The sequence below is a fragment of the Streptomyces sp. NRRL WC-3605 genome (assembly GCF_001509795.1).
In the GTDB taxonomy this organism is placed as follows: Bacteria; Actinomycetota; Actinomycetes; order Streptomycetales; family Streptomycetaceae; genus Streptomyces; species Streptomyces viridochromogenes.
In genome coordinates this window covers 89487-104318 of the sequence record NZ_LLZN01000056.1, presented here as the reverse complement: position 1 = coordinate 104318, position 14832 = coordinate 89487, and the positions used below count along the sequence as shown (strand labels likewise).

14 protein-coding genes are annotated in these 14832 nt (G+C 72.9%); 6 read left to right on the top strand and 8 right to left on the bottom strand.

Annotation, left to right across the window (positions count from 1 at the left end):
* Positions 1-67: 67 nt before the first annotated feature.
* Entirely contained in the window at positions 68-2866 is a 2799-nt protein-coding gene (locus ADL34_RS17405) for a penicillin acylase family protein (RefSeq protein WP_062670811.1), read from the top strand.
* Between the two features lie 44 nt (positions 2867-2910).
* Here the strand turns inward: ADL34_RS17405 and ADL34_RS17400 are convergent, their stop codons facing one another.
* Positions 2911-4149: an exo-beta-N-acetylmuramidase NamZ domain-containing protein gene (locus ADL34_RS17400; protein ID WP_062670813.1), complete on the bottom strand. Its 1239-nt coding sequence runs from the start codon at positions 4147-4149 to the stop codon at positions 2911-2913.
* Between the two features lie 125 nt (positions 4150-4274).
* On the opposite strand from ADL34_RS17400, the gene ADL34_RS17395 reads away from it, so the two are divergent.
* Genes ADL34_RS17395 through ADL34_RS17385 form a run of 3 tightly spaced genes read left to right on the top strand, consistent with a single transcriptional unit; the run spans position 4275 to position 7341 of the window.
* On the top strand, positions 4275-5048 hold the full coding sequence (locus ADL34_RS17395; RefSeq protein WP_062670815.1) for an SDR family oxidoreductase: 774 nt from the start codon (positions 4275-4277) through the stop codon (positions 5046-5048).
* A complete protein-coding gene (locus tag ADL34_RS17390; RefSeq protein ID WP_062670817.1) occupies positions 5045-6709 on the top strand; it encodes a class I adenylate-forming enzyme family protein in 1665 nt (554 codons plus the stop codon). Before ADL34_RS17395 ends, ADL34_RS17390 begins: the two co-directional genes overlap by 4 nt.
* Positions 6710-6747: 38 nt before the next feature.
* The gene (locus tag ADL34_RS17385; RefSeq protein ID WP_062670819.1) at positions 6748-7341 is read left to right on the top strand and encodes a TetR/AcrR family transcriptional regulator; all 594 of its coding nucleotides are present in this window, start codon (positions 6748-6750) and stop codon (positions 7339-7341) included.
* Positions 7342-7395: 54 nt separating this feature from the next.
* On the opposite strand, the gene ADL34_RS17380 is transcribed toward ADL34_RS17385, so the two are convergent.
* From ADL34_RS17380 to ADL34_RS17370, 3 genes are all read right to left on the bottom strand, one after another.
* Positions 7396-8610, bottom strand: a complete 1215-nt coding sequence (locus ADL34_RS17380) for an acyl-CoA dehydrogenase family protein (protein ID WP_062670821.1) — start codon at positions 8608-8610, stop codon at positions 7396-7398.
* A 5-nt stretch (positions 8611-8615) separates the two neighbouring features.
* Positions 8616-9650, bottom strand: a complete 1035-nt coding sequence (locus tag ADL34_RS17375) for a phosphotransferase family protein (RefSeq protein ID WP_062670823.1) — start codon at positions 9648-9650, stop codon at positions 8616-8618.
* Between the two features lie 165 nt (positions 9651-9815).
* Positions 9816-10112: a hypothetical protein gene (locus ADL34_RS17370; protein ID WP_062670826.1), complete on the bottom strand. Its 297-nt coding sequence runs from the start codon at positions 10110-10112 to the stop codon at positions 9816-9818.
* Between the two features lie 121 nt (positions 10113-10233).
* Between ADL34_RS17370 and ADL34_RS17365 the strand changes: the two genes are divergently transcribed.
* Entirely contained in the window at positions 10234-11208 is a 975-nt protein-coding gene (locus ADL34_RS17365; protein WP_062670828.1) for an NADP-dependent oxidoreductase, read from the top strand.
* Between the two features lie 102 nt (positions 11209-11310).
* On the opposite strand, the gene ADL34_RS17360 is transcribed toward ADL34_RS17365, so the two are convergent.
* The 4 genes from ADL34_RS17360 to ADL34_RS17345 are packed head-to-tail and all read right to left on the bottom strand — an operon-like array spanning position 11311 to position 13561.
* Positions 11311-11640, bottom strand: coding sequence for a DUF202 domain-containing protein (locus tag ADL34_RS17360; protein ID WP_062670830.1), 330 nt, complete (start codon positions 11638-11640; stop codon positions 11311-11313).
* A complete protein-coding gene (locus ADL34_RS17355; RefSeq protein WP_062670832.1) occupies positions 11637-12029 on the bottom strand; it encodes a YidH family protein in 393 nt (130 codons plus the stop codon). The genes ADL34_RS17360 and ADL34_RS17355 overlap by 4 nt, the downstream gene beginning before the upstream one ends.
* A gap of 55 nt (positions 12030-12084) precedes the next feature.
* Positions 12085-12600, bottom strand: coding sequence for an NUDIX hydrolase (locus ADL34_RS17350; protein ID WP_062670834.1), 516 nt, complete (start codon positions 12598-12600; stop codon positions 12085-12087).
* A 58-nt stretch (positions 12601-12658) separates the two neighbouring features.
* Positions 12659-13561, bottom strand: a complete 903-nt coding sequence (locus ADL34_RS17345; protein ID WP_062670836.1) for a DMT family transporter — start codon at positions 13559-13561, stop codon at positions 12659-12661.
* Positions 13562-13870: 309 nt separating this feature from the next.
* Between ADL34_RS17345 and ADL34_RS17340 the strand changes: the two genes are divergently transcribed.
* Positions 13871-14821: a hypothetical protein gene (locus tag ADL34_RS17340; protein ID WP_062670837.1), complete on the top strand. Its 951-nt coding sequence runs from the start codon at positions 13871-13873 to the stop codon at positions 14819-14821.
* Positions 14822-14832: the final 11 nt, after the last annotated feature.

The window sequence follows — 14832 nt, the reverse complement described above, 5'->3', positions numbered from 1 at the left end:
TGTTCATCTCTCATCCCGGGGATACCGCCGGTAACGTCCCGGCCCACCCTCGTCGGTAGGAGCTGCCATGCCACGGCGTACCCCACGCAACGCCCCAGCCGCACTGAGAACTCCCGGCGGATTCCCCGGGTTCCTGAAGGCCGCATCCGTATGCACGTTGATTGCCGGACTTTTGTCACCCCTTTCCCCGGCGGTGACCGGCTCGCCGGCCGTCGCCGCCGAGCCGGCCGCCGTGACCGACCACTGCGGCGGGCACTGCTCCGACATCCTCCCGCCGGGTCAGAACGGCAACGCGACCCTGGCCCAGATCCTGCTCAACCAGGCCTTCGGCGTCCTGCCCGAGCACGCGTCCGACCAGCTCGGGCCCTACGCCGCCCTGGCCAAGGGGCACCAGCAGCTCACCGACGCCACCCTCGGCACCTTCTTCAACGACGCCTCCTTCGGCGTCCCCTCGGACCAGGTCGCCTCCACCCTGAAGCCCGCCGGACGCACCGATGTGACGATCGTCCGGGACAAGAAGACGGGTGTGCCGCACATCACGGGCACCACCCGCTACGGCACCGAGTTCGGCGCGGGCTACGCGGCCGCCCAGGACCGGCTGTGGCTGATGGACGTCTTCCGGCACGTCGGACGCGGCCAGTTGACCTCCTTCGCCGGCGGAGCCCCCTCCAACCAGGGTCTTGAACAGCAGTTCTGGCGCAGCGCGCCCTACACCGAGGCCGAACTGCAGGCACAGATCGACAGCGCCGTCGCCAAGGGCGGCGACCGCGGCCGGCAGGCCCTCGCCGACGCCACGGCCTACCTCGACGGCGTCAACAGCTACATCGACGCCTCCGACAGCGGCCGCTACTTCCCCGGCGAGTACGTCCTCACCGGCCACAAGGACTCGATCACCAACGCCGGCACCATCGAGCACTTCAAGCCGACGGACCTGGTCGCGCTCGCCTCCGTCATCGGCGCGCTGTTCGGCTCGGGCGGCGGGGGTGAGGTCGACAACGCCCTCTCCCTGCTGGCCGCCCAGCAGAAGTACGGCGTCGTCGAGGGCACCCGGCTGTGGGAGTCGTTCCGGCAGCGCAACGATCCCGAGGCCGCCGTCACCGTCCACGGCAAGAGCTTCCCGTACGCGACCAGGCCCGACGACCCGCAGGGCACGGCCCTGCCCGACGCCGGTTCTGTGACCGACGAGCAGCTGGTGTACGACCGGACCGGCAGCGCGGCCGGCGCCGCCGCGGACGGTGCCTCCGAGACGGCCGCCGCCACCACCCTCGGCTCGGCCCGGCGGGGCATGTCCAACGCGCTCGTCGTGAGCGGCGAGCACACGGCGAGCGGCCGGCCGATCGCCGTGTTCGGGCCGCAGACCGGCTACTTCGCGCCCCAGCTGTTGCTGCTCCAGGAGATCCAGGGCCCGGGCATCAGCGCGCGCGGCGCCTCCTTCGCGGGCCTGAGCATGTACGTCGAGCTGGGCCGCGGCCAGGACTACGCGTGGAGCGCCACGACCTCCGGCCAGGACATCGTCGACACCTACGCCGTCGAGCTCTGCCAGGACGACCACCACTACCTGTACCGCGGCACCTGCACGGCGATGGACAAGGTGGAGCAGAAGAACGCCTGGAAGCCGACGACCGCCGACGGCACCGCGGCCGGCTCGTACACGATGCGGGTGTGGCGCACGGCGTACGGCCCGGTGACGCACCGCGCGACCGTGGGCGGCAAGAAGGTCGCCTACACCAGCCTGCGCTCGTCGTATCTGCACGAGGTCGACTCGATCATCGGCTTCCAGATGCTCAACGACCCCGACTACGTCAAGGGTCCGGCGGACTTCCAGCGGGCCACGCAGCACATCAACTTCACCTTCAACTGGTTCTACGCCGACTCCGCGCACACCGCCTACTACAACAGCGGCGACAACCCGGTCCGCGCGGCCGGCGTCGACGCGGACTTCCCGGTCTGGGCGCGCCCGGCGCACGAGTGGCGGGACTGGGACCCGGCAGGGAACACCGCGCGGTACACCCCGGCGTCCGAGCACCCCAACTCCGTCGACCAGGACTACTACATCTCCTGGAACAACAAGCAGGCCGCCGACTACAGCACCGCGCCCTGGGGCGACGGCTCCGTCCACCGGGGCGACCTGCTGGACGACCGGGTGCGCGCGCTGGTCGCGAAGGGCGGTGTGACCCGGGCCGCGCTGGTGAAGGCGATGGCCGACGCGGGCCTCGCCGACCTGCGCGCCGAGGACGTGCTGCCGGGGCTGCTGCGGGTCGTCACCAGTACGCCGGTGACCGACGCCGCGGCGGCGGCCGCGGTGAACAAGCTCCAGGCGTGGGTGGCCGCGGGCGCCCGGCGCACGGAGACCTCGGCCGGCTCCAAGAAGTACGCCGACGCCGACGCGATCCGCATCCTCGACGCGTGGTGGCCGCGGCTGGTGAAGGCCGAGTTCGAACCCGGGCTCGGCAGCACCCTGTACACGGCGATGCAGCGCAACCTGCCCGTCGACGAGGCCCCGTCCGCCGGGCACGGCCCCACCGGATCGCACGCCGGGAGCTCCTTCCAGTACGGCTGGTGGAGCTATGTCGACAAGGACATCCGGGCGGTGCTCGGTGAGCCGGTCCGGGGTCCGCTCGACCGCGTCTACTGCGGCGGCGGCAGCCTCACGGCCTGCCGGGACCTGCTGATCAGCACCCTGAAGGAGGCGGCCGGCCGCACGGCGGCCCAGGTCTACCCCGGCGACGACCAGTGCGCGGCGGGCGACCAGTGGTGCGCCGACGCGATCGTCCAGCGCACCCTGGGCGGCATCAAGCACGGGAAGATCAGCTGGCAGAACCGGCCGACGTACCAGCAGGTCGTGGAGTTCACCTCGCACCGGTGACCGGCGGGGGACCGGCGCGGGGGCCGAGACCCCCGCGCCGGGCCTCACCGGTACAGCAGATACTCCTCGCGGACCCGGCGGAACGCCGCCAGCTCCCGCCGCCAGCCCGCCACCACCTCGTCGGTGCCGGCGCCCGCGTCGATCATCGTGCGCACCTGGGTGGACCCGGTGAGCTTGTCGATCCAGTTGTCCGCGCGCCAGGCGAAGCCGCTCCAGGTCCGCTTCGCCGTCACCAGCAGCGCGATGCCGGTGCGCACCGGGTCGAACGCGGTCCGGTCGTGCACATGGAGCTGCACGCCGCCGATGGTCTGTCCCTGGAACTTGGAGAAGGTGGGGGCGAAGTACGCCTCCCTGAACCGCACGCCGGGCAGCCCGAGTCCGTTGACGGCCGCCGCCCAGCGCCCGTCGACGCCCTCCGCGCCGAGCAGTTCGAACGGGCGGGTGGTGCCGCGCCCCTCCGACAGGTTGGTGCCTTCGAACAGACAGGTGCCCGCGTACACGAGCGCGGTGTCCGGGGTCGGCATGTTGGGGCTCGGCGGCACCCAGGGCAGCCCCGAGGCGTCGTAGAGGTCCGAGCGCTTCCAGCCCGTCATCCGCACGGTCTCCAGCGGGACGGGGGTGTCCAGGAACTCCCCGTTGAACAGCAGTGCCAGCTCGGCGACCGTCATGCCGTGCGCCTGTGCGATGGGCTTCCGGCCGACGAAGGTGGCGAACTCCTCGTGCAGCACCGGCCCGAGAGCGGCCCGACCGGTCACCGGGTTGGGCCGGTCCAGCACGACGAAACGTTTCCCGGCGAGCTGGGCCGCCTCCATGCAGTCGTACAGGGTCCAGATGTAGGTGTAGAAGCGGGCGCCGGCGTCCTGGATGTCGAAGACGACCGTGTCGACGCCGGACGCGGTGAAGACGTCGGCCAGCGGCCGGCCGCTCTTGAGGTAGGTGTCGTACACCGGCAGCCCGGTGGCGGGGTCGTCGTAGCGGCCCTCCGAGCCGCCCGCCTGCGCCGTGCCGCGGAAGCCGTGCTCGGGACCGAAGACGGCCGTCAGGTTCACCCGGTCGTCGGCGTGCATGACGTCCACGATGTGGCGGACGTCCCGGGTCACGCCGGTGGGGTTGGTGACGATTCCGACCTTCTGCCCGTCGAGCGGCGCGTAGCCGTCCGCCGCGAGCCGTTCGAAGCCGGTGCGCAGGCGGGCGGGACGCGGTGCCGCCGAGGCGGGGGAGGAGACCGAGGCCGCTGTCGCCGCCGTGGTCGCTGCGAGAAGAGCTCGTCTGGAGAGGCGCATGGGGTGCACCGTATTGCCCGCGCCGAGCGCAGGGAAGGTGCCGGAGCCGGGTGGCGCGAGCCCTTCCCTGGCACATACCGACCGGTTAGTCTGACCATGCCTGGAGCCGCAGTCGAAGGAGACCGATGGTGCAAGCCGTGCAGGACGCCGCAGTCGTCGTCACCGGGGCCGGAGGGGGCATCGGGGCCGCGCTGGCCCGGCGGTTCGCGGCCGCCGGGGCCCGGGTCGCCGTCAACGACCTGGACGCCGCGAAGGCCCGGACGGTCGCGGAGGAGATCGGCGGCCTCGCCGTCCCCGGGGACGCCTCCTCGATCGTCTCCGAGGCCCGCGACGCCCTCGGTGGCAGGATCGACGTCTGGTGCGCGAACGCGGGCGTCGCCTTCGCCGGGGAGGAGCCCGGCGCACCCCTCGACGAACAGGCGTGGGCGACGTCCTGGGACGTCAACGTCATGGCCCACGTACGGGCCGCCCAGGCCCTGCTGCCCGACTGGCTGGAACGCGGCGGCGGACGCTTCGTCTCCACCGTCTCCGCCGCCGGGCTGCTCACCATGATCGGCGCCGCGCCCTACGCCGTCACCAAGCACGGCGCCCTCGCCTTCGCCGAATACCTGTCGCTGACGTACCGGCACCGCGGCGTCAAGGTCCACGCCATCTGCCCGCAGGGCGTGCGCACCGACATGCTGGACGCCACCGGCAGCGCCGGCGCCCTGGTCCTCAAGCCCACCGCCATCGCTCCCGACGACGTGGCGGACGCCCTGTTCAAGGGCATGGAGGAGGACCGCTTCCTGATCCTGCCGCACCCCGAGGTCGCCGGGTACCACGAGGCGCGCGCGGCCGCCCCCGACCGCTGGCTGGCCGGGATGAACCACCTCCAGCAGCGCTGGGAGGAGACCCGATGACCTCCTCGCGCTACGCCGCCATGCCCTGGCTGGCCCTGCTCAGCGAGGCCCAGCGCGCCCCCGTCGCGCCGGACGACTCCCTCGTGCACGCCCTGCGCCGGGCCGCCGCCGAGACCCCCGACCGGGTGTGCCTCGCCTACTTCGACGGGCGCCTGACCCACCGTGAGGTCGACGAGCTCAGCGACTCGGTCGCCGGGCACCTCGCCGCCCGCGGCCTGGAGCGCGGCGACCGGGTGGCGATCCTGCTCCAGAACTCCCCGCACTTCGTGCTCGCCCTGCTCGGCGCCTGGAAGGCGGGCGCGACCGTCGTCCCCGTCAACCCGATGTACAAGTCGGGCGAGGTCGGCCACGTCCTGCGGGACGGCGAGGTCGCCGCCCTCGTCTGCTCCGGCCGGGCCTGGGAGGCGTACCTGCGCGACACGGCGGCCGGCTCGCCGGTGCGGATCGTGCTCACCGCCTGCGAGGCGGACCTCCAGACCCGCGACGACCCCCGGGTGACCGGTCTCGACCGCCTCCCCGCGCCCGACGGCACCGACGACCTGACGGCCGTGGCCCGCGCCGGGCTCCCCGCGCCCGAGGGCCGGGACCCGGACCCGTCGGACATCGCGCTGATCAGCTACACCTCGGGCACCAGCGGCACCCCGAAGGGCGCCACCAACACCCACCGCAACATCCTGTACAACGCCGAGCGGCAGCGGACCGGCCTCGAACTGCCCGACCCGCCCGTCTACTTCGCGCTCGCGCCGCTGTTCCACATCACGGGCATGGTCTGCCAGCTCGCCGCCTGCCTGGTCAGCGGGGGCACCCTCGTCCTCGCGTACCGCTTCGAGGCGGGCGTCGTCCTCGACGCGTTCGCCGAACACAGGCCGCACTACACCGTCGGCCCCTCCACGGCCTTCATGGCGCTGGCCGCACACCCCGACGTCACCCGCGACCACTTCTCCTCCTTCCGCATGATCTCCTCCGGCGGCGCCCCGCTGCCGCCGGCCCTGGTGGAGAGGTTCCGGGCCGCCCTCGGGCCGTACATCCGCAACGGCTACGGCCTCACCGAGTGCACCGCCCCCTGCGCGTCCGTGCCGCCCGGCCTGGAGGCCCCCGTCGACCCGGCCTCCGGGACGCTCGCCGTGGGCCTGCCGGGACCCGAGACGGTCGTCCGGATCGTCGACGACCGGGGAGAGGAGGTGCCCTTCGGCGAACAGGGCGAGATCGTCGTCCGCGGGCCGCAGGTGATCCCCGGCTACTGGCGGCGGCCGGACGCCACCGCCGAGACGTTCCCGGACGGCGAACTGCGCACCGGGGACATCGGGTTCATGGACGCCGACGGCTGGCTCTACGTCGTCGACCGCAAGAAGGACATGATCAACGCGTCCGGCTTCAAGGTCTGGCCGCGTGAGGTCGAGGACGTCCTGCACACCCACCCCGCCGTCCGGGAGGCCGCCGTGGTCGGGGTGCCCGACGGCTATCGTGGCGAGACCGTCAAGGCGTACATCAGCCTCCGTCCGGGAGCGGACACCGACCCCGGCGAACTCGTCTCCCACTGCAGGGAGAGACTGGCGGCCTACAAATATCCGCGCCAGGTGGAGATCCTGCCCGACTTGCCCAAGACGGCGAGTGGGAAGATCCTCCGTCGGGAACTGCGTTCCCGTACCAGTGACGGATAGACAGCAAGCGGACATCTCGGAAGGCAGGTGGCGGCACAGTGGCCAGGACGACGGACGGTGACGGTACGCCCGTCCCGCAGCGGCTGCTCGCCGCCGCCACCCGGCTCTTCGCGGAGCGGGGCTACGACCGCACCTCGGTGCAGGAGATCGTGGAGGCGGCCGGCGTCACCAAGGGGGCGCTCTACCACTACTTCGGCAGCAAGGACGACCTCCTGCACGAGGTGTACGCGCGGGTGCTGCGCGTGCAGCAGGAGCGCCTGGACGCCTTCGCGGACGCCGACGAGCCCGTCGAGAAGCGGCTGCGCGGGGCGGCCGCCGACGTGGTCGTGACCACCATCGAGAACCTCGACGACGCGTCGATCTTCTTCCGCTCGATGCACCACCTGAGCCCCGAGAAGAACAAACTGGTGCGCGCCGAGCGCCGGCGCTACCACGAACGCTTCCGCGCGCTCATCGAGGAGGGGCAGCGCACCGGCGTCTTCTCCACGGCGACCCCGGCCGACCTCGTGGTCGACTACCACTTCGGCTCGGTCCACCACCTGTCCACGTGGTACCGGCCCGACGGGCCGCTCAGCCCGCAGGAGGTCGCCGACCACCTCGCCGACCTGCTGCTGCGGGCGCTGCGCCCCTGAACATGCCCGTGCGGGGCCCCGGTGGAAGTCCACCGGGGCCCCGCACGCGTGCCGCTACAGGTACTTCTTCAGCTCCCGCCGGGCCAGCGACCGCTGGTGCACCTCGTCCGGCCCGTCGGCGATCATCAGCGTGCGCGCCGAGGCGTACAGCTCCGCGAGCGGGAAGTCCTGGCTGACGCCGCCCGCGCCGTACAGCTGGATCGCCCGGTCGATGATGTCGACGACCGCGCGCGGCGTGGCGATCTTGATGGCCTGGATCTCGGTGTGCGCGCCCTTGTTGCCGACGGTGTCCATCAGCCAGGCCGTCTTCAGCACCAGCAGCCGCAGCTGCTCGACGGTCACCCGGGCGTCGGCGATCCAGTTGTGCACCACGCCCTGCTGGGCGAGCGCCTTGCCGAACGCCTGACGCGACACCGCGCGCCGGCACATCAGCTCGATCGCCCGCTCGGCCATACCGATCAGCCGCATGCAGTGGTGGATACGGCCGGGGCCGAGCCGGGCCTGGGCGATGGCGAAGCCGCCGCCCTCCTCGCCGACGAGATTGCCCACGGGCACGCGCGCGCGGTCGAAGACGACCTCGGCGTGGCCGCCGTGGGAGTGGTCCTCGTAGCCGAACACCCGCATGGCGCGCCGGACCGTGACGCCCGGGGTGTCCCGGGGGACCAGGACCATGGACTGCTGGCGGCGGATGTCCGCGCCGTCCGGGTCCGTCTTGCCCATCACGATGAAGATCGCACAGTCGGGGTTCATCGCGCCGGAGATGTACCACTTGCGGCCGGTGACGACGTATTCGTCGCCGTCCCGCTCGATCCGCGTGGTGATGTTGGTGGCGTCGGAGGACGCCACCTCCGGCTCGGTCATCGCGAACGCCGAGCGGATCTCGCCCGCGAGCAGCGGCTCCAGCCACTGCTTCTTCTGCCGCTCGTCGCCGAACTGCGCCAGCACCTCCATGTTCCCGGTGTCCGGGGCGGCGCAGTTCGTCGCCGTGGGCGCCAGGTGCGGGGAGCGGCCGGTGATCTCGGCGAGCGGCGCGTACTGCAGGTTGGTGAGACCGGCGCCGTGCGCGGCGTCGGGCAGGAAGAGGTTCCACAACCCCTGCCGGCGCGCCTCGGCCTTCAGCTCCTCCACCACGGCCGGGGTGTCCCACGGCGAGGCCAGCGCGGCGCGCTGCTCCTCGGCCACCGCCTCGGCCGGGTAGACGTGCTCGTCCATGAAGGCGAGCAGTTTGGCGCGGAGTTCCTCGGTGCGCGCGTCGAACGCGAAGTCCATGTCCGTCAGCCTTCCTGGATGCCGTCGCGGAGCGTGGTCAGACCGTGCTGGATGAAGACCGGGACGAGGTCGCCGATGCGGTCGAAGCCGCGGCCGACCGTCTGGCCCAGGGTGTAGCGGTAGTGGATGCCCTCCAGGATCACGGCGAGCTTGAACCATGCGAACGCCGTGTACCAGGACACCGCGGAGACGTCCCGGCCCGACCGCTCGGCGTACCGCTGGATCAGCTCGGTGGGCGCGGGGTGGCCGGCCGCCTCGGCGGTCGTGGAGACCGGGGAGTCGGGCGTCCCGAGCGGCATGCTGTACATCACCAGCAGGCCCAGGTCGGTCAGCGGGTCGCCGAGGGTGGACATCTCCCAGTCGAGAATGGCCTTGATCCGGTCGTCCGAACCGATCAGGACGTTGTCCAGGCGGTAGTCGCCGTGGATCACGGTCGGCGCGGGGGAGTCCGGCAGCCGGCGGCCCAGTGTCGCGTGCAGCTCGTCGATCCCGGCCAGGTCGCGGTTGCGGGAGGCGTCCAGCTGCTTTCCCCAGCGGCGCAGCTGCCGGTCCAGGAAGCCCTCGGGCCGGCCGAAGTCCTCCAGGCCGACCGAGGCGGGGTCGACCGCGTGCAGCCCGACGAGGGTGTCCACCAGGGACAGCACCGCGTCCCGGGTGCGCTGGGGACCGAGCGGGGCCAACTGGCCCGCGGTGCGGTACGGGGTGCCTTCCACGAACTCCATCACGTAGAACGGCGCCCCGAGCACCTCCTCGTCCTCGCACAGCAGCAGCGGCCGGGGAACCGGCACGCTGGTCGGGTGCAGGGCGCTGATGACGCGGTGCTCGCGCTTCATGTCGTGCGCGGTGGCGAGGACGTGGCCCAGCGGCGGGCGGCGCACGACCCAGCGGGAGGTGCCGTCCGAGACCGTGTAGGTGAGGTTGGACCGTCCGCCCTCGATGAGCCGGCCGGTCAGCGGACCCTGCGCCAGACCGGGCAGCTCGCGCTCGAGCAGGCCGCGCAGCCGGTCGAGATCGAGTCCGGGCGGATGGTCGGGGCTCATCGGTGCTCCTCGGGACGCGTGAACGTGACCCGACTTATGATGCCGACCAGTCGGTATGCCGTCCAGAGGGGTGCCCGAACGTGATCGGTTCCACGATGGGCCGACGGCTCCCCGGCGGGGCGCCGGGGAGCCGTTCGGGGGCGGGTGCTGCCGGGCCGGCCGGTCTCAGTGGTCGTCCCAGTGCCCGTCGTGTGCCGCGTGCCGGTGCCCGTCGTGCAGATAGTCGACGTGGTCGCCGTGCAGGACGCTCTCGTGCCCGCAGCCCTCGCCGTGCCGGTGGCTGTGGCCGTCGTGGGCGACGTGCGCCTCGTTGACGCACTCGTCCCAGTGGCCCGCGTGCTCGCGGTGGAGGTGCCCGTCGTGCGCGTAGTCGGTGTGGTCGCCGTGCGGCACCGGGGTGTGCCCGCAGCCGGGGCCGTGGACATGCGTGTGGGCGGAGTGTTCGAGGTGCTGGGTGGTCATCGTGCTCACCTTCGCGAGAAGCGGGATCCGATCATGCGTCGGCGCCCAGGCTGCCACGCGAACGGAGCATATCGGGGCATTCCGCTTGCGCGGCGTACGGGCGCCCCGGAGGGTCGGACCCATGAAGGGCATCAGCTACTCACGCTACGGCGGGCCCGACGTGCTCGCCTACGGGGAGGTCGACGACCCCCGGGTCGGCGCCGACTCCGTGCTGGTCAAGGTGCGGGCGGCGGCGGTGAACCCCGTGGACTGGAAGTGCCGCGAGGGCCACCTCGACCAGCTGATCGAGCCCGTCTTCCCGGTGGTGCCGGGCTGGGACGTGTGCGGCGTCGTCGTCCAGCCCGGACCGGCCGTCCCGGAGTTCGCCGTCGGCGACGAGGTCATCGGCTACGTACGCCAGGACGTCCTCGCGCGCGGCACCTTCGCCGAGTACGTCGCCGCGCCCGTGCGGACGCTCGCGCGCAAGCCCCGCAACCTCACCTGGGAGGAGGCGGCCGGGCTGCCCCTCGCGGGGCTGACGGCCTACCAGGGGCTGACGAAGACGCTCCAGGTCAGACGGGACGAGACCGTCCTCGTGCACGGGGCGTCCGGCGGCGTCGGCTCCCTCGCCGTCCAGCTCGCGCGGCACGCCGGAGCCCGGGTGATCGGTACGGCGAGCCCCCGCAACCACGACTTCGTGCGCGGACTCGGCGGCGAGCCGGTCGAGTACGGCGAAGGGCTGGCGGAGCGGGTGCGCGGTCTCGCGCCGGAAGGGGTGACCGCGGCCTTCGACACGGTCGGCGGCGACGCCCTGAAGGTCTCCGCCAATCTGCTGGCCCCCGAGGGGCGCCTCCTCTCGATCGCCGACCCGGACGTCGTCGACTTCGGCGGCCTCTACCACTTCACCCGCCCCGACCCCGAGGACCTGCTACGGCTCACCGAGCTGGCAGAGCAGGGCGTCCTGACCGTCCGTGTCGCACGTACGCTCCCCCTGGACCGGACGCCCGAGGCCCACCGCCTCAGCGAGGCGGGCGGCACCCCCGGCAAGATCGTGGTGACCGTGGACTGGCAGACGGAGGACCCGACCCCGCCGGGCCTGTGGGAGAAGGAGGACTGAGGACGTAGCCGCGGGCAGTCGTGCCGCTGGGGCGGCACGGGTGGGCGCGGCGGCACCCGCGAGCGCGGCCGGCCGTCCGATCGACCGAGCCGCCGACGGCCCCTACAGAAGCAGCCCCGCCCCGCACACGGCCAGGGCCACCGTCACCAGCACCGTGGCCGTCGCATGGCGCGGGGCAAGGGCCCGGGGCTCGGGCGACGCGGCGAGCAGCTGGATCCTGCGATGGGCCAGCGCCAGGAATCCCAGCCACAGCACGCAGCACAGGGCGCAGACGACCGCCCCGGTCACCGAGATCCCGCCCTGCAGCGCGCTCTTCGCGGCCAGGACGGCGGCCACCGTGGCGGCCAGCGTCGTCCGCCGCCACGCCAGCCGCGTCCGCTCGGGCTGCAGCCCCGGGTCCCGCACGGCCCCGGCCGCCGGCCTGGCACTCACCCTTCCCACCCGACGAGCACCACGAACACCATCGCCACGGCCACCAGCGCGACCACAAGACCCAGCAGCGCCGGGAACCGGGACACCGGAAGGTCCTCGCCCCGCCGCATCGCCCGCTCGCAGCGCACCCAGTGGTTGACGGCCCGCAGCGCGCACAGCACACCGGCCGCCAGCAGCGCGAGCGCCAGCCCGACGCGCCATCCCCAGCGCAGGTCGGGCAGGAACTGGTCCACCGCGAAGCCGCCGCCGACCAGCGCGAGCGCGGTCCGCAGCCAGGCGAGGAAGGTGCGCTCGTTGGCCAGCGAGAACCGGTAGTCGGGCGTGCCGCCCTCCCGCCGGACCTGCTCCGGCGCGAACCACAGCCGGACGTTGCGCACGAACTCGATCACAGGCACGACCCTAACCGGGCGCGGACGGACGGGCCCGGCCGGTGCCGTCCGCCGGTCAGCCGGCCGCCCGGTGCGCCCGCAGCCGCTCGTACGCCGCCATTCCGTCCGGCACCCACGGCCACTCCGGGAGCCGGCGCTCCAGCTCCCCGTCGGTCAGGAACCCGTGCCAGGCGACCTCCTCGACCTGCGGCTCCACCGGCAGCGTGCAGCGCACCTCGTACACCGCCGACCACCAGGTCTGCCCGGCGCCGTCGTCGTAGAGGAACTTGAAGAGGAACACCGGCCGCGGCAGACCGCTCACGCCGAGTTCCTCCTCGGCCTCGCGCAGCGCCGCGTCGTCGTACGACTCGCCCGCGCCGACCACGCCGCCGACGAACATGTCGTAGTGCGAGGGGAAGACCAGCTTGGTGGGGGTGCGCCGGTGCACGAAGAGCCGGCCGTCGGCGTCACGGGCTTCGATGAAGACGCAGCGGTGCCGCAGCCCCCGGGCGTACGCCTCGCCGCGTGGGGCCTGCCCGACCACCCGGTCCCGCTCGTCGACGATGTCGAGGATCTCGTCAGCAGCACTCATGGGGCCCATCCAAGCAGGAGGGCCCCGGTGCGGGTGGGTGGACCGGCGGGTGCGCCGGTCAGCTCAGCGGGGCCGGGACCACGGCCGCGGTGCTCTTGGTCTGCTGGGCGCCGCACGGCATGGCCTGGTGGGTGCCGAGCAGGATGATGCCGACGACGATGCCCGCGAGACCCGCGGACTCCCAGGCCAGCGCGCCCGGGTCGGTGCGCAGCCGGTCGCCGAGGAAGCCGACCCCGCACAGGATGCCCGCCAGCGGCTGGGCCGCGGTCAGCGCGGGCAGTGACATGCGCAGCGACGCCGTCTCGAAGGCGCTCTGGACGAGCACCAGACCGGTCAGCCCGAGCGCGACGATGGCGTACGGCTGCCAGCTGGTCATGACCGCGGTGATGCCGCCGTCCGCGAAGCGCTCCCCGGTCATCCGGGTCAGCGCGTCCTGCACGCCGTACAGGAGGCCGGCGGCCGTGGCGAGCAGGGCCGGGCCGGCGTTGAGCCGTGAGCGCTTGGCGTACCCCGTCAGCAGCAGGGCCGCCCCCACCATGACGCCGATGATCAGCCACTGCCGGAACGAGTCGCCGCCGGCCGAGCCGCCGTGGGGCTGCCCCGCCATGATGAACGCCGTCACACCGCCCGCGAGGAGCGCGAGGCCCGCCCAGCCCTGGCGGCCGAGGGACTGCTTGGTCTGGCGGCGCGAGAGCATCAGCGCGAAGAGCAGGTTCGTGGCCAGCAGCGGTTCCACCAGCGAGACCTCGCCCTGGCCCAGGGCCATCGCGCCGAGGGCCATGCCGACCACCATGAGGCCGATGCCGCCGAGCCAGCGCGGGACCTTCATCAGGTCGAGCAGCAGCCGGGGGGAGAGGTAGTCGTTGAGCGGTGCCCGCTGCGCGACGTTCTGCTGGAGCACGAAGCCGAAACCCAGACAGGACGCGGCGGCGATGGCGAGTATGAGGATCTGGAGCGACACGCTGCGTACCTCGATCATCCTGCCGGGAGAGGGGGACGGGGTGCGTAAAGGCCGACTGTAACGACCTCAGGCCCGGCATGCGCGTCCTACGAGTGTGCGGCACCGAGTACCCCGCCGCCATGACCTACGCCACACACTCTCAACAATTCGTGTCATTTCGGACATCGCTCGAACCACAACTGCCCCATGGGTCACGGAAGTTGACACGCGTAACGCCGGGCTGACTCTTGACGAGAACCCTTGGCGGGGGGTTTGCTGTGCGTGACCACCTGATGACAGCCCACGACGTGCCCCCAGGACCCAGAACCGGTGTCCCCACCCCCACCCCCTCTCGCCCGCGGCCGCAAGCGCTCCGGCCACACCTTCGACGCGGCACTGGACGACGCCGAGCTCGCCGCCGCCCGCACCGCCCTCTCCCAGGGGCGCTGGCAGACGGTCCGCTCCCTGCTCGCCCGTACGGGCGACGACTGGGACCGCAGGGGCCACCGTGTCACCGTGCTCGCCGCCGAGCCGTACTGCGCCGCCTGGACCCGCGACTGGCTGCTCGCCGAGCCCGACTCCGGCGACGCCTCCGTCCTGCTCGCCCTCGCCCAGGTGCGGCTCGCCCTGCGCGGCAAGGAGAAGCCGCCGCGCACCCGTGACGCCTGTCACCGGGCCGCCGCGCTCCTGCCCGCCGACCCCACCCCCTGGCTGGGCCTGCTCGAGCTGGAGAGCGCTCTCGGCACCGAGCCGGACCTGTGGCGCTGCTTCACCGAGGTCCGCGCCCGGTACGCCGACCACCACCACGCCCATCATCTGGTGGTCGCCCGGCTCGCCGAACAGCGCTCCGCGGCCGGCGCCGACCCGATGCACGCGGTGTACGACTTCGCCCTCGACGCCGCGCAGCGGGCCCCCGCCGACTCGCCGCTCGCCGTCCTGCCGGTCGTCGCCCACACCGAGCGCTTCCGCGTCCTCGCGGCGGCGGGCCACGAACCCCGGGACGCGGCCGCCTCCGGCCACTGGGCCGGCCGCCGGGCCCGGCAGGTGATGCGCTCCGCCTTCGACTGGTGGCTGGAGTGGGAGCAGGAGGACCACCCCCGCCGGCTGATCGACCTGAACTTCCTCGCCCACGCCAAGGTCTGCGAGGGCCGGGGCGCCGAGGCCGCCGCCCTGTTCCACCGCATCGGCGACCACGCCACCCCGTCCCCGTGGTCCTACCCGGACCGCGACCCGTACACCGCCTTCCGCGCCGCCCGCGACACCGCGCTCGGCACGGCCTGAGGGCGGCGGAT

Bases quoted from the DNA above. Each gene is read 5' to 3' on its own strand.
- ADL34_RS17405 (WP_062670811.1), top strand. From the start codon at position 68: ATGCCACGGCGTACCCCACGCAACGCCCCAGCCGCACTGAGAACTCCC.
- ADL34_RS17400 (WP_062670813.1), bottom strand. From the start codon at position 4,149: ATGCGCCTCTCCAGACGAGCTCTTCTCGCAGCGACCACGGCGGCGACA.
- ADL34_RS17395 (WP_062670815.1), top strand. From the start codon at position 4,275: ATGGTGCAAGCCGTGCAGGACGCCGCAGTCGTCGTCACCGGGGCCGGA.
- ADL34_RS17390 (WP_062670817.1), top strand. From the start codon at position 5,045: ATGACCTCCTCGCGCTACGCCGCCATGCCCTGGCTGGCCCTGCTCAGC.
- ADL34_RS17380 (WP_062670821.1), bottom strand. From the start codon at position 8,610: ATGGACTTCGCGTTCGACGCGCGCACCGAGGAACTCCGCGCCAAACTG.
- ADL34_RS17375 (WP_062670823.1), bottom strand. From the start codon at position 9,650: ATGAGCCCCGACCATCCGCCCGGACTCGATCTCGACCGGCTGCGCGGC.
- ADL34_RS17370 (WP_062670826.1), bottom strand. From the start codon at position 10,112: ATGACCACCCAGCACCTCGAACACTCCGCCCACACGCATGTCCACGGC.
- ADL34_RS17365 (WP_062670828.1), top strand. From the start codon at position 10,234: ATGAAGGGCATCAGCTACTCACGCTACGGCGGGCCCGACGTGCTCGCC.
- ADL34_RS17350 (WP_062670834.1), bottom strand. From the start codon at position 12,600: ATGAGTGCTGCTGACGAGATCCTCGACATCGTCGACGAGCGGGACCGG.